7 protein-coding genes and 1 pseudogene are annotated in these 14,931 nt (G+C 70.1%); 4 read left to right on the top strand and 4 right to left on the bottom strand.

The features are described 5' to 3' along the window. The 3 genes and pseudogenes from AC08OU_RS14260 to AC08OU_RS14270 all read right to left on the bottom strand — a co-directional run. A partial coding sequence (locus AC08OU_RS14260; RefSeq protein WP_476605088.1) for a glycosyltransferase family 87 protein occupies nt 1-1,823 on the bottom strand: 1,823 nt, incomplete at its 3' end. A 46-nt stretch (nt 1,824-1,869) separates the two neighbouring features. Continuing rightward, nucleotides 1,870-4,722 carry a transglycosylase domain-containing protein gene (locus AC08OU_RS14265; RefSeq protein WP_476605089.1) on the bottom strand — a complete coding sequence of 951 codons (2,853 nt, stop codon included), beginning with the start codon at nt 4,720-4,722 and terminating at the stop codon, nt 1,870-1,872. A 616-nt stretch (nt 4,723-5,338) separates the two neighbouring features. After that, a pseudogene (locus AC08OU_RS14270) lies at nt 5,339-5,740 on the bottom strand (DUF5318 family protein); the annotation flags it as partial. 541 nt (nt 5,741-6,281) lie between these two features. Between AC08OU_RS14270 and AC08OU_RS14275 the strand changes: the two are divergent. The 3 genes from AC08OU_RS14275 (at nt 6,282) to AC08OU_RS14285 (ending at nt 9,839) form a co-directional block, all read left to right on the top strand. Further along, nucleotides 6,282-7,100: a PadR family transcriptional regulator gene (locus AC08OU_RS14275; protein WP_476605090.1), complete on the top strand. Its 819-nt coding sequence runs from the start codon at nt 6,282-6,284 to the stop codon at nt 7,098-7,100. Between the two features lie 116 nt (nt 7,101-7,216). Continuing rightward, nucleotides 7,217-8,290, top strand: coding sequence for an inositol-3-phosphate synthase (locus tag AC08OU_RS14280; protein WP_462203072.1), 1,074 nt, complete (start codon nt 7,217-7,219; stop codon nt 8,288-8,290). Between the two features lie 160 nt (nt 8,291-8,450). Next, nucleotides 8,451-9,839, top strand: a complete 1,389-nt coding sequence (locus tag AC08OU_RS14285) for an MFS transporter (RefSeq protein ID WP_476601390.1) — start codon at nt 8,451-8,453, stop codon at nt 9,837-9,839. Here the strand turns inward: AC08OU_RS14285 and AC08OU_RS14290 are convergent. Beyond that, on the bottom strand, nt 9,820-11,310 hold the full coding sequence (locus AC08OU_RS14290; protein ID WP_476601389.1) for a CCA tRNA nucleotidyltransferase: 1,491 nt from the start codon (nt 11,308-11,310) through the stop codon (nt 9,820-9,822). The two genes, AC08OU_RS14285 and AC08OU_RS14290, sit on opposite strands and share 20 nt — an antisense overlap. A gap of 172 nt (nt 11,311-11,482) precedes the next feature. On the opposite strand from AC08OU_RS14290, the gene AC08OU_RS14295 reads away from it, so the two are divergent. After that, nucleotides 11,483-14,122: a DUF6049 family protein gene (locus AC08OU_RS14295; protein ID WP_476601388.1), complete on the top strand. Its 2,640-nt coding sequence runs from the start codon at nt 11,483-11,485 to the stop codon at nt 14,120-14,122. Nucleotides 14,123-14,931: the final 809 nt, after the last annotated feature.

A 14,931-nucleotide genomic window follows, 5' to 3' on the forward strand; every position in this document is an offset into this window, starting at 1 on the left:
GTGGCCGCCGCCACCCACGCCGGCCGGCCGCCGCGGGCATCGGGGGCATGGTCCAGCACCCCGCCCGCAGGGTCGTCGACGGCGTCCGGATCGCCGGCGGCAGCAGAGCCGACCGCGACACGCGGATCACCCGGGTACGCCATTCCGCCGGTCCGCACGATGTCGGTATGCGGATGCAGGATCTCCCGGACGACGAATCCGGCCAGGACGAGCAGCACCAGGTCGCGCAGGGCCACCGCGCCGACGAACCATCCCCGGTCGATGCCCTGACGACCATGCGTGTCGTTGTAGATGAAGTGCATGAATCGGGTGAACAGGACCCACGCCTCGCAGGCCTGCCACAGCAAGAACAGCCGCCATCGGGGCCGAGCCAGTGCCGCCAGCGGTAGTAGCCAGATCGTGTACTGGGGTGAGAAGACCTTGTTGGTCAGCAGGAAGGCGACGACGAGCAGGAACAGCACCTGCGGCAGGCGGGGCCGGCGCGGTGCGAGCCAGGCGAGCAACCCGATGGCGATCACCGAGACCAGCAGGGCCGCCCCAGTGATGATGTTCAATGTGGAGATGGGCAGGCCGTTGTCCCGCAGGCCCTGCAGGATCATCGGCTGGGCGACGACGATCGTCACCCAGCCGGCCGCGGCCGCCACGATGACCAGCCGGCGCGCATCGGGCCGATGATGGATCGCGGCCGCCGCCACCGCGACGAGGACGACGGCGGTGAGCGCGGAGACCACCAGGTGCAGCGCTCCGAACCAGGCCGGGTCGTAGCGGCCGGCAAGCCAGGTCGCGCCGAACGCCAGCGAGTCCCAGTCGGCGCCGCGGTCGGAGTTCAGGTCGAAAAACCGGGCGATGGCGTTGCGGGCCTCGTCCGGACCACCACCGACCAGTCGGGTCCAGTCACCACCTCGCCAGAAGGTCGACCAGATGCTGTCGCCGACGCGGGCGTTCTCCGCGTTGAAGTAGCCGGCGGTCAGCCACAGCGGGACGATGACCACCAGCACCGTCACCGCCGCCGCACAGACGGTCCGGGCCAGTTCGCGCAGCCTCCCGGCCCGAAGACAGAGGAAGGCCAACCCGAGCAGGAACAGGGCCGGATAGAGCTTCGTGAGGATGCCGAGCCCGATCAGCATCCCGGCGAGCTTCGGAGCCCGCCTGGACCAGGCGAGCAGGCCGCCTGCCGAGAACGCCACCGCGATGATGTCCCAGTTCGTCAGCAGATGCAGCACGAGGGTCGGCGCCAGCGCGAACAGAGCGGCGTCCCAGATCCGCCTCAATCCGGCCGTCAGCGCCGTGCAGCACACCGCGACCGAGGCCACGATCAGGAACAGCAGGGCGGTGAGGTCGTAGAAGACGGCCGACCGCATGTCCATCGTGTAGTGGTCGAAGACACGCTCACCGTTCTCCTCCCGGTAGACCGCCCGCGGTCCGTCCGCGAGACCGGCTGGCCAGGCGACAAGCTGCATGGTGGCGCCGATCAACGGCGGGTATTCCGTCGGGTAGTCCAGATAGGGGATCTTCCCGTCGACCAGCCCCTCCTGGCTGTACAGCGCGACGATGTCGGAGTAGCACAACGCCGTGTACTGGTGCTCATGCGTCCAGTTCCGGGTGTCCCGGCAACTGATCTTCTGGGTATAGCCGAGGACCCCAGCCACGATGACCATCGCCATCAGCACCCGCAGCGGGGTCAGCCAACCACGCCGGTCGGGCACGACCGCGTGCTCACCCGGCGGCCCACCGATGAGCTGGCTTGCCCCCGCGACGACCGGGTCCTCCCGGGCCGGGCTGACGCGGACGGGGGACGCCGCGGACAGGGCCATGCCCGTCATTCTCGCCCCATGACAGCCCATGACAGCACTGAACTCGACCTCCCGGTCAACTGAACGGGTCGGAGAAGATCCCCGTCTGTCGAGCTGGCCGGCCCTGCTGGCCGGCACCCTGCTGACCACTGCCGTTGCCATTGCCGTCGCCATTGCCGTTGCCGTTGCCGTTGCCACTGGGGTTCAGGAGATCGCCCAGGTTGAGCCCGGTATCGCCGGGCTGGCTCGATGGGGCGCTCGGCGCCGGGGTGGGTGTGGGAGTCGGCTCGGGCTCGTTATCCTGCACGAGGCCACCGAAGGCCGGCGAATCGAACTTCGACGGGGGCACCCCCGTCAGCGCGGCGTCCATGAACGCCTTCCACACCTTGGCCGGGTAGTTACCTCCGTAGACGCCCTTGTCGGCGCCGGGCATGCCCTTCAGCACGTCCTGCTCGGTGCCCTTGCCCCGGAACATGTTCACGCAGGACGCGATTTCCCTGGTGTATCCGCAGAACCAGGCCGACCGGAAGTTGCTCGACGTCCCGGTCTTGCCGGCGGCCTCGCGCCCGCCATCCAGCCGGGCCCGCTTCCCGGTGCCGCTCGGATCCGTCAGCACGCTCTGCAGGGCGTACGTGGCGTCGCGGGCCACCGCGGCCGGGATGACCTGCTTCGCATCCGGGGTACCCGAGTAGATCACCTGCCCCTTGCCGTCGACCACCTTGTCGACGATGTGCGGCGTGGCCCGCACTCCGTTGCCGGCGAGGGTCGCGTAGACCGCGGTCATGTCCACCGCGCGCACGTCGTCCTGGCCCAGGGTGATACCCGCCTCGTTGCGAAGCTGAGTGCTGCTCGGGATGCCAAGGTCGCGCGCGGTCTTGACGATGTTCGAGACGCCGATGTTCTGCCCCAACGGTACGTACACCGTGTTGATGGAGCCCGCCGTCGCCTCGATGAGATCCTTGTACCCGAGATCACCCGGCTCGCCCTCGTCGTTGCTGACCACGTAGTTCCCCGGCAGCGTGATCTTGGCGGGAGCGGCGAAAGTCGACTTGAGGTTGATGTTCTGGCGCAGCGCCGCGACCAAGGTGATCGTCTTGAAGGTGGAGGCGGACTGCACCTGCGCCCCTGACACGTTGTCGACGTACTGCTCATGGCCCTGTGCGTCCTTGCCGTAGAGCGACCCGCCGTACCAGGCGAGGATCCTGCCGGTCCCGGGTTCTACCGCGGTGAGCCCGGTACGCAGATCCGGCACTGCGGCGTACGCCGGGCCCAGCACGTCGCTCACCGCCTGGAAGGCCTTGAACTGCCGCCCCTTGTCGATCGTGGTCGTGATGCGCAGTCCACCGCGGTTGATCTGGTCCTCGGTGATCTTCCCGACGGTCGTAAGCTCACGTTTGACCTGGTTGCGGATGTACGCGATCTGATCGGACGAGGCGGCGGCGTCCTCCGCCTTCGCGGCCACGGGTGGGGGGCTCTGCTGGGCGAGTTCCGGCGGAGCCCAGCCCTCGGCAACCATCGTCGCGACCACGTCGTGCCAGCGGTTCGCCGCCGGACCCGGGTTCTTGGCCGGGTCGAGGTAGTTGGGTGATCGGATCAGGCCCGCGATGACCGCCCCCTGAGCGGGGGTGAGTTTGGCGGCCGGGGTGTTGAAGTAGGCCTTCGCCGCCGCTTCGATACCGTAGGCGCCCCGGCCGAAGTAGATCGTATTCAGGTAGAACTCCAGGATCTGTCCCTTGGAGTACTTCTGGCCCAGCTTCACCGCGAGCACGATCTCGCGCATCTTGCGGGTGAAGGTCCGCTCCTGCGACAGGTACGCGTTCTTGGCGTACTGCTGGGTGATGGTCGAACCACCCTGCAGCTCCCCGCCGGTGAGGTGCACGTAGAGCGCCCGGGCGATGCCCTTGGGAGAGATACCGGGTTCGTGATAGAAGTTCTTGTCCTCGGCCGCGAGCACCGCGTGCTGCAGGTCCATGGACACTTCGGCGAGCGGCACGTCGGTGCGGTTCACGGTGCCGATCCGGGCAAGCTCCTCACCGTTGTCCTGATGCGAGCCGGCCGGCGGTCCGTAGAAGATGATCGACGTCTGGTCGGTTTTCACCTCGGCAGGCAGCGGGACCTGGGTCGCCGCGTAGATGACGCCGATGCCGGCGACGAACAGGAGAAGGCCGGAGAAGAAGCCGGCGAAGACCAGACGGCGCATCCAGCGCGGGCGCTGTCGCCACCACATCGGGCCGTGTCGCCCCTGGCCCGGCCGGGAGGCCTTCCCGTTGCGGCGCCCGGTTCCTCCCGGCCCGCCCGGGGCACCCATCTCCGCCCGGGAGGATCGGCCTGGACCGGTCCGGCGGGGCTCGATCCGATCCGCACCCGGTCGCCCACCCGCCATCCGGCGGGTAGCGGCCGATCCACCTCCCTCCCGTGCCCGGGTCCGGACGGCCATCAGCTCGGTAGCGCGGGTGAGGTCGCGCCGACCGGCCACCTGCCGAGCGGACGTTACCTCGGTCATGCGGTCGCGGTCCGACACCCCGTTGCGGCGGCCGTTCCGGGAGTCCCGCTCCGGCGTCACCTTGTGGTAGATGGTGGCGTCCACGGTGCGTTCCCGGACATCGACCCGCCGTAGGGCCTCCTGGTCGACGGTGTCGTACAGGGTGTTGACCTCGGCGGCCGGCCGGTCCGGCCCACGGTCGGGGACGCCACGGTCAGAGGCGGTCCGATCGGAGAACCCACGGCCGGGAACCCGCCTGGTGGGGGCCGCCCGACCGGATGGCGCGCCGCCTCCTCGGCGACGACCGGTCGCCTCGCCAACGGGCATGCCGGGACGACCACTGGACGGTTCACGGCCGGGCACGTCGGACTTCCCGACGCCGCGGTCCGGCACCCACCCCCCGGCGGCGGGACCGGCACCCCGACCGGTCCTACCATCCGGCGGCATGTTCGTCCTCGCCGCGGCGGGGGGAGCCGCGGGTGGCACGAGAGCGGTGCGCTCCCCTCGCCCGCCGGTGGGCCGGCCCGCTGGCGGCACCAGCCGGCGTCCCTGGACGTGGCCTGCCTGGGCCTGCTCCGGCCGCCGGGCGCGGTCCGGGGGTACCCGGTCCGCGGTTACCCGGGACTGGCCGTCCGGGTTAGGCCATGCTCGGTCAGGTGCAGGACCACCCCGACTAGAGCCCTGATCGTAGGGAGAGCTCACCAACCGCTCCATCCGTCGCCGCGGGACTCCCCGGTACCCGGACCGCCGCAGGAGACGGGCCGGCGCCCCCAACCATCACCGGAGGTCCGATTTCCACAGGATCCACAGGATCCACAGAACCGGCCCGTCTCGGCCCGGACCATGCACGATCCCGGCGACCACCGGTCCACCATCGGACCGGGGCCGACCACGTGATGTTCGCTCACTCGCCGCATTCACCCGACGAGGCTGTGACGAGGTCAGCCCATGGCGGATGCCCCGCCAGGACCTGCCATGAGACCCACATGGCAGACCAGGATCTCACGCCGGGTTCCGCCCCCTCGCGCAGGGCGTCCTTCGCGCCTCTCGGGGACGACCAGCCGTCAGCGGTCCGCCGCCGGGCCTGCTTCTTCGCCTTCGGCTCCCCCGTCCCGATCACATAAGAAGTGACCAGGTGGTTCCAGCCGCAGGGCGGACACACCTCCACCACATAGACCTGCAGCTCGCTGTACCTCGATGCGAGCATGGGGAGCTCCCTGGTGATGCGGGCCCGGCCGGAGCTCTCCCCGAGCTCGTCGCCGTAGGCGTAGGTGACATGGATGAGTGGATCGCCGCCTCGGCAGACCGGGCATCGCTTCGTGGTCCGCTCACCGTGGTACCTGGCCGCCCGCAGCAGATAAGGATACGCGTCACAGGCATCCAACGGCGAGATTCTGCCCGCGAAGAGATCCGCCAGCGTCGCCCGGCGGGCAAGCGCGTAGTCGATGACCGACCGCGGACGCATGCCAGCAACGGTACGCCGGAGTCGGCTTCCAGACAGACGGTCCAGACAGCCGCCAAACCGTCTCCCACCTCACACATCCCGGCTGTGAGCCGGATGACAGTGTGAGCCCGCCCGCACCGGGATCTGGCCGCGCGGGATGGTCTCCGGCCACCGACGGGACCGTCGGACAGCGTCCGCCCCGGGCGGCCACCGGCCCCTTCCGATGCGCGGATCTCGGCCGATTATCCCCTGGCAGCCGGGGTTTTCCACGCTCCACAGGCTCGGGGAACACCCTCGCCAGGGCGCGACGCCCGTTCGGCGGCCGGTGGATCCATCGATGGTCCGGCCGGGGTCGGGATGCACCAGCAGAGCGCCTATCTGTCATCTCCCGGTCGCCGACTGGTCATTCCTGGTTGCGGTACTCGTCCCGCGACGCCTATCCTCGATGTATCGCTTCGATATGTCGAGACGGTCGTTCCGCGAGCCGTGGCGGCCAGCCGCCACGGCTCGCGGAACGACCGGCGGCGCATCGCGGGGCATCACGGTCGAGGAGGGGTAGATCATGCTGGAGCTGGCGGTCCTCGCCCTGCTCTCCGAGAGCCCTATGCACGGCTATGAACTGCGCAAACGGCTCGCGGTGCTGCTCGGCGCGTTCCACCGGTTCAGCTACGGCTCGCTCTATCCCTGTCTGCGTCGTCTCGCGTCCGCCGGATACGTCACCGCGGACGACGTCAGCGCCGCGGGCCGTCTCGGCGGGCGCAGCCGGGTCGTCTACACCCTGACGGGCGAGGGCAAGGAGAAGCTCGCGGACCTGCTGGGCGAGGGCGGACCGTCGTCCTGGGAAGACGAGATGTTCGGCGTGCGCTTCGTCTTCTTCTCGAAGACGGACGCCGCTGTCCGCCTCCGCATCCTCGAAGGTCGCCGCGGGCGGCTCGAGGAGCGCCGGGAGAAGGTTCGGTCGGCCCTGACCCGGACCGTCGAGCGTTTCGACTCCTACACACTCGAGTTGCAGCGCCACGGCCTGGAATCGGTCGAACGTGAGGTCCGCTGGCTGAACGAGCTGATCGAGACCGAACGCGCCGGCACCCCCACCGGCACCCAGGGACCACAGTTGTCCACAGGATCCACAGGTTTGTCCACAAACCCGTCCACAGGATCCGTGCAGCCGGGGGCACCCGTCGTCGGACCGGCCCGCCCAAGCGGGCCGGGAAGCCCTCCGGCGCAGGCGGACCGCCAGGACGACCCGCGCGCACGGGAGGACGGCACACCTGCCGACGCCGACGCGCACCTGAATGTAAACGTGAACAGGCGTGGCCGGAGCAGGCATGCCCCGCGGACAGCCGGCCAGGACCCCGACGGCGAGGTCCCGACCACCCGATGAACATCATCCCGTAGCGGGTCCCTGTTCCCGACCAGCATGATCGGGAATGCCGCGGCGGAGCTGTATGCCCCAGATGACCCATTTCCACGAAGATCTCAGCTAAGGAGCAGACCGTCATGGGCTCGGTACGTGTCGCCATTGTCGGCGTGGGCAACTGCGCTGCCTCGCTGGTCCAGGGGATTGAGTACTACCGCGATGCCGACCCGTCGGCCCAGGTCCCCGGGCTGATGCACGTGCGGCTGGGCGAGTACCACGTCTCGGACCTGACATTCGTCGCCGCGTTCGACGTGGACGCGAAGAAGGTCGGCCGCGACCTCTCCGAGGCCATCGTCGCCAGCGAGAACAACACCATCAAGATCGCGGATGTCCCGCCGCTCGGGGTCACCGTCGCCCGCGGGCACACTCTCGACGGCCTCGGCCGCTACTACCGGGAGACCATCGAGGAGTCGGACGAGCAGTCGGTCGACGTCGTCGCGACCCTGCGGGAGACCCGTGCCGACGTGCTCGTCTGCTACTTGCCGGTCGGTTCCGAGGACGCCGCGAAGTTCTACGCCCAGTGCGCCATCGACGCCGGCGTCGCCTTCATCAACTGCCTGCCGGTGTTCATCGCCGGGGTGCCCGAGTGGGCGGAGAAGTTCCGCGCGGCCGGCGTGCCGATCGTCGGCGACGACATCAAGTCACAGGTCGGCGCGACCATCACCCACCGGGTTCTGGCGAAGCTCTTCGAGGACCGCGGCGTGATCCTGGATCGGACCATGCAGCTCAACGTCGGCGGCAACATGGACTTCAAGAACATGTTGGAACGCGAGCGGCTGGAGTCCAAGAAGATCTCCAAGACGCAGGCCGTGACCTCCCAGGTCTCTCACGACCTCGGCAGGGACAACGTGCACATCGGGCCGTCGGACTACGTCGCCTGGCTGGACGACCGCAAGTGGGCCTATGTCCGCCTTGAGGGACGTGCCTTCGGCGACGTGCCGCTGAACCTCGAGTACAAGCTTGAGGTGTGGGACTCCCCCAACAGCGCCGGGGTGGTCATCGACGCGGTGCGCTGCGCCAAGATCGCGCTCGACCGGGGCATCGGCGGCCCGGTCCTCTCCGCCTCCTCCTATTTCATGAAGTCCCCGCCGGAGCAGTACCGCGACAACGAGGCCCGGGACAGGGTGGAGGCATTCATCCGCGACGAGGGCTGATCGAGGGCTGATTTCTCGTCGTCCTCATCTTTCTCGTCGGGTCCTCCTCGTCGGATCGGCCGGCCAGCGGACCCGGTCGGAAACACAGGTGTCCGGCAGCCCGGAGGGGACGGCCGGACCTTGTGCCCGGAGTCGATCAGTCTGGTCCTAAGCTGACGACGTGGCCCGGGCGGAGAACCTTCGTGAGCTGCTGCACGGCCGTGGGTTCCGGATGCTCTACGCGTCCAGACTCACCTCCCAGGCCGCCGACGGCGTCTTCCAGGCGAGCCTCGTCAGCTATGTGCTGTTCTCCCCCGAACGGGCGACCTCGGCGGCGGCCCTGGCCGCGTCGCTCGCGATCGTCGTGCTGCCGTTCAGCGTCATCGGACCCTTCGCCGGCATCGTGCTCGATCGCGTGTCCCGCCAGCGGGTTCTGGTGGTCTGCTCACTCGTCCGGATGCTATTGATGGGCATCCTGGTCGCTCTGATCGCCACCGGCCGGACGGGCGTCGACTTCTACGCGGTGGCACTGGCGTCGGTGAGCATGAACCGCTTCGTGCTGGCGGCGCTGTCCGCCGGGCTCCCGGTCGTGGTCGGCCTCGACCGGCTCGTCACGGCGAACGCCCTGTCCGTCACCTCCGGCACCGTCGCGACGCTCGCCGGAGCCGGTGTCGGCAGCGGACTGCGCGGGCTGATCGGCGGCGAGGACGGGACGGTGGCGTTCGTCGCCGGTCTGGCAGCTTTCACCTACCTTGTGGCCGCCGTCACCGCGGCGCGGGCGGGACGGAGCGACTTCGGTCCGCTGGAGACGGTGGCCTGGCAGGGCGCCTGGGCGCAGACCACCCAGGTCGTCGCCGACATGCTTGACGGCGCCCGCTATCTGGTGAACCACGGGCCGGCCCGGCGGGCGCTCGCCGCCCTCACCACCTCGCGAGCCGTCTACGGCCTGATCCTCGTGATGACGGTGTTGCTGTATCGCAACTACTTCACTGGCCCGGAAGGCGGGCTCGCGGGGCTCGCCGCCGTCGTTGCCGCCAGTGGGGCCGGCACGGTCAGCGCCGCGGTCGCGACTCCCCACGTTACGGGGCGCATGCCGAAGTCGAGCTGGATCGCCCTCGTCCTGGTACTCGGCGGGGTTGTCGAGGTCGCGCTCGGGCTGCCCTTTTCCTCGACGCTGTTCATCGTCGCGGCAGCATTGCTCGGGTTTTCCGCACAGGCCAGCAAGATCTGCGTGGACACCATCGTGCAGGAGGAGACCGACGACGCCTACCGCGGTCGCGCCTTCTCGCTCTACGACCTGCTGTTCAACGTCGCCTTCGTGGCCGCCGCGGCGGTGGCCGCCGTGGTCCTGCCGGACGAGGGCCGGTCCGTTCCGGTGGTCCTAGTGGCCGGGGCCGGCTACGCGCTCGCCGGGATCCTGTACTACCGGGCCGCCCGCCGCCATCCGGAAGACCGGATCATCCGTCACATCGGCGAGCCCAGATCGGCACGGTCGGCCGACCACCCTGGCCCGGACGGCCAGCCTGGCCCGGACGGCCAGCCCAGGCCGGTCACCCCCGCCGAGGCGTGAGCTCACCGGGAACGGGCGCCTCGTGCTCCCGGGCCCACCGGAACAGCTCGGCCTCGGCGGCCTCCCGGCCGACGATCCCGTGCTCGAAGCGGAACTCCAGCATGTGCGACCGGGCCTGACCCACCAACCGGGACGGTGACAGCCCCAGCAGCGCCATGATGTCGTCCCCGGAAAGCTCCGGCCGGATCGCGGCGATCTCCTCGCGCGCGGCGAGCTCGGCGATCCGTTCCTCGAGCGAGTCGTACGTCCGGGACAACGCCGCGGCCTTGCGCCGGTTGCGGGTCGTGCAATCCGAGCGGACCAGCTTGTGTAGCCGGGAGAGCTGGGGACCCGCGTCGTGCACGTAGCGGCGTACGGCGGCGTCGGTCCACTCGCCCGCCCCGTATCCGTGGAAGCGCAGGTGCAGGTAGACGAGCCGGCAGACCGCGTCGGTCACGTCCTTGGGGAAGTGCAGCGCCGCGAGCCGACGGCGGGTCATGTCCCGGCCGACGACCTCATGGTGGTGGAAGGACACCCGCCCGCCCGCCATGTGCCGACGGGTCCGCGGCTTGCCGATGTCATGCAGCAGCGCGGCCCAGCGCAGCACCTCGTCCGGCTCCCCCGGCTCCTCCAAGATCATCGCCTGACGCAGCACCGTCATGGTGTGGGCGTAGACGTCCTTGTGCTGGTGGTGCTCGTCGATCTCCATCCGCATGGCGGACACCTCAGGCAGCACGATGTCGGCGATCCCGACCTCGACCAACCGCTCCAGACCGGCGACCGGGTCAGGAGCCAGCATGAGCTTGCGCAGTTCGTCGCGGACCCGCTCGGGGGAGACGATCGCGAGCCGATCTGCCCGCGAGCGCATCGCCGCGACCAGCTCGGGTACCGGGGTGAGGCCCAGGGCCGCCTCGAACCTGGCGGCCCGCAGGATGCGCAGCGGGTCGTCGTCGAACGATGCCTCGGGGCTTGCGGGGGTACGCAGCACGCCGCGGGCGAGATCTGTCATCCCGCCGAACAGGTCGACGAAGTCATGGCCGGGCACGGACACCGCCATCGCATTCACGGTGAAGTCCCGCCGGGACAGGTCCGCCTCCAGGCTGTCGCCGTAGGTCACGGCCGGGTTGCGGGACTGCCGGTCGTACGCCTCACTACGGTAGGTGGTGATCTCGAACCGGACACCGTGCCGAGCGAGCCCGACCGTGCCGAAGGCGATTCCGGCCTCCCAGGTCGCCTCCGCCCATCCTCGGGTGATCTCCAGAACCCGCTCGGGGCGAGCATCCGTGGCGAAGTCGAGATCGGCTGGTGCGGCCCCGGACACGGCGGACGCCGGCCGGCCGAGCAGGGCGTCCCGTACCGAACCACCGACGAGGTGAAGGAGGTAACCGTTCGCGATGAAGACGCGACCGAGCTCATCGGCGGCCGGCGGCACCCTCAGCAGCTCACTCACCACCCGTTCGGCCGAGTCTCGCGGATTGTCCAGCCTGATCACTGACACACCTTCAGGTTACGGCCTCACCGCCCATGATCCGTTACGTGGACCCAAAACAATGATCATGATTTCTCGGCGTCCGCCCGGGAAGGGCCCAGCGGAATCAAGCCGTAACCCCGGCGTCCCGGACAGGCGGGCCGGCTGGTCGCCGGGGGACTCGTACGATCAACCCATGCCGCCGCCGATCTCCACCACCGGTCGCGCGCCGTTGCGCCGGGCGGCGATACTCGCGGCGCTAGCCCTGTTCGCCGTGGCCGTGCCCGGGGTCTGCGCGGCTTCGGCCTCGGCCTCGGCTTCGACCCCCGTGCCGGCCGGGGGAGTCCTCGTCGAACCGGTTACCCACCACAATTCATCCACAAGAACACCACGGTCTTCCACATCTTCATCCACCGACAAATCAGATAATTCGCTATCTATCACTCCGGGTGGCACGGCAGCCAGACCCGGCGGTCCGCCGAATCCGGTGACGATCGATCTGGATGAGGTGAGTCCCCCCACCCCGGGGGGATCGACCATGCTCTCCGTCAGCGGCCAGCTCATCACCACGGTCGGGGAGCCGCTGGCCCACCTCTCCATGAGCCTGTGGATCGGCGCCAGGGTGACCTCACGCGGGCAGCTGGCCACTCTGACCGATGACCCGGCCGCGGCGAGAACACGCAGCTACCGCCAGGTGGTCCTCGCGAACGGCGACGGCACCCAACCGCTGGCCGCCCCGCCCATCCAGGGTGCCGCGCCCGTGCCCTTCCGGATCGCCGCCGATCGCGCCGCGCTGGACCTGCCGCCGAGCCTGGGGGTGTACCCGGTCCAGCTACGGATTACCGGCTCCGTCGGGGGCCGCGCCGTGGTACCGATCGGCGCGGCCTACACCTTCCTGGTCTGGGCGCCGAACCCACAGCAGCCGAGGACACCGGTCGCCGCGGTCCTGCCGATCGCAGATCAGCCGCGCCTGCGCTCGGACGGCCGGCTGACCGACAACGCGCTCGCGGACGAGGTGAAGCCGGGCGGCCGGCTGTCCCGGCTGCTGACCGCCGCCACGCCGCCGGTCACGCTCGCCGTCGATCCGACCCTGGTGCAGGCGCTGACCATCATGGCGCAGCCGGGCGGCTACGACTACGCCACCCCGGGCGGGCCCGTTCATGCGCAGACGGACGCCAACGCGGCCCTTTTCCTCTCCGACATCGTGCGCTTCGCCGAGCAGGGAGGCGTGGTGTTCGCACTGCCCTACGGAGATGCCGATCTGACCGCGCTCGTCCGCGCCCGGAAGCTGGACACGGTGAAGTACGCCGTCAAGACTGGCGAAGTTGTGCTGGCCCACCTGTTGGGGCGTGACCCCCTGCAGAAGGGCACCATCGCCTATCCCGCCGACGGGTCGGCGGACGCCACCACCGCGGACATACTGCGCCAGCTGGAGGTCGGGACCGTGATCCTCGATGACCAGCTGCTACCCTCCGCAGCGAAGATCACCTACACCCCGTCGGCGACCGTCAGCCTCGCCACCTCGGCCGGACCGATCCAGGCGCTCGCGGCCGACAGCCAGCTCACCAGGATCGCAACCGCCTACACCGGGCTGCCCGACGGTCCCGACTTCGGGACGGCCCTGGCACGCCTGCGGGCCGAGCTCGGCATGATCACCGCCGAACGGCCCGAGCAACGGTTCCAGATCCTGGCGCTGCCCCGGGACTGGGACCCGCCGAGCGACTGGGCACGGTCGGTACTCGACACCCTCACCAGCGGCTACTCCACCTCGGTGGGACTCGACGCAGGTGTCGGGGGCCAGAGCCGGCCGGACGACCGGCCGGGCCGGCTTGCCTACCCGGCCGAGGCACAGGCCCGCGAGCTGCCGACCGACTACCTCACCGCCGTCGAGGACGTCCTTGACGAGGTGCAGGCCCTGAGCCCCGTGCTGTGCCCGCCCAGGCGCGGCCCCAGGTGCCAGCTGCAGCTCATCAACCCGATGAAGAACACACTTGTCACGGCGACCTCCGCCGCGTGGCGGGGAGACCGCAGGGTTGACGGTGTGTCGTTGAGCCAGCAGGTGGACGGGGAGGCGTCCGCGATCCGCAACGGAATCCAGGTGGTGGCCTCCCGCAGCGTCAACCTGACGAGCAGACGTGGGCTGGTCCCGATCACCCTGGAGAACAACACCCAGTACGAGGTCACTGTGGTGCTCGCCTTCTCTTCGACCGACCGGTCCCGGCTGCGCTCGCCGGCCCGGCAGACACTCCGCCTTCCCCCAGGGCAGAAGGCTCAGGTCGAGATCGAGATGGAGGCCGAGGGTGCGGGGACGTTTCCCCTCGAGATCCGCAAACTCAACCTCGACGGGCAGGCGCTGTCCACGGAGCCACCGAACCGGGTTCTCGTCCGATCCACCGTCTACGGCGCCGTCGCGACCGCGATCACCATCGGTGCCGTCGGCGTGCTGCTCCTGGCGGTCGTCATCCGCCTGGCGCGACGGCTGCGGGGGGCCAAGGACGACCTGGGCGGGCCGGCGGGCCCGCACGAGGCGGCGACCGGACCGGCGGGCCCGCTCCACCCGGCTGCCCCGCTCCACCCGGTGGACCCGGTGGACCCGGTGAGCCCGGTGAACCAGGTCGATCCGGTCACCCCGGCCGCCTCGGTCTCGACCCGGCATAGTGGCGACGACAAGCGCGAAGCCGCCACCTCGACTACGACGACGCCGGTGGTGCGGACGGCCATCCGGCGCTATGAAGGCCAGGACCGAGGCACCCTTCGCCACGGCCTCGACAGCCAGGAGGACACCGACGACTCGGCGGCCACAGCTCCCTTCCGACGGCGACGGAGCGGCCCATGACGCCGGTCGAGGAGGAAGGCCGGCCGGGGGCCCGGCATCGCAGGGGTGGTACCGGCCCCCGGCGTGATCGCGGTACCGGTCCCGGCGATGGACCGTCGGACCGGGACCCACGCGACGCCGGGTATTCCGACGTCGGGTATTCCGACGAGGACGGCTACCCGGCGGCCGAACGCCCGGCCCGGTTCCCCCCGGACCAGTCGTATCCCGGTTATCCCGGGCAGATCCGTCCGGAGCAGCCAGATCCGGACCGGGGACTCGCGCGCCGGCCCCGGTACTCCGAACGGGACCGTCCGAAGCGGAACCATCCGGTTGACCCGGACGGACGCCGTGGCGCGCCACGGTTCGACACGCCGCGCCATGAAGACCGGCGGCAGGGCGACCCGCGGTACGACGGCGCGCGCTATGACGGCGGCCCGCGCCACCCGGACCCGCGCCACGACGATCCCGCGAGCCCCCGCGACAAGCGGTATCCGCGATCCGCAGGCCGCATCCCCGGTCCCGATGCTCCGCGCATGACCGCCGGCGAGCAGACCCGGAAGCTTCCCGCCACATCGGGCCCACCACCGCCGCCTCCCCATGTGCTGCCTCCGTCGGAAGGAGGTCCGCCGCCGGGGCCCCGCGTACCGGAACGATCGCAACGCAGCACCCCGCCGCTGGACGACGGGCGGACGAGCCGGCTGCCGACCCCGCCCGGGGTCGGCCCCGTCATCCCCATCGGACGATCCTCATGGCGGGACATCCCAGACCGCCCAGACCGCCCAGACCGTGCAGCGCGTCCGGAGCGACGCACCCGAGCCGACCGCTTTCCC

This window comes from Frankia sp. CcMO1, assembly GCF_977945845.1.

Bases quoted from the DNA above. Each gene is read 5' to 3' on its own strand.
- AC08OU_RS14280 (WP_462203072.1), top strand. From the start codon at position 7,217: ATGGGCTCGGTACGTGTCGCCATTGTCGGCGTGGGCAACTGCGCTGCC.
- AC08OU_RS14265 (WP_476605089.1), bottom strand. From the start codon at position 4,722: ATGCCGCCGGATGGTAGGACCGGTCGGGGTGCCGGTCCCGCCGCCGGG.
- AC08OU_RS14295 (WP_476601388.1), top strand. From the start codon at position 11,483: ATGCCGCCGCCGATCTCCACCACCGGTCGCGCGCCGTTGCGCCGGGCG.
- AC08OU_RS14275 (WP_476605090.1), top strand. From the start codon at position 6,282: ATGCTGGAGCTGGCGGTCCTCGCCCTGCTCTCCGAGAGCCCTATGCAC.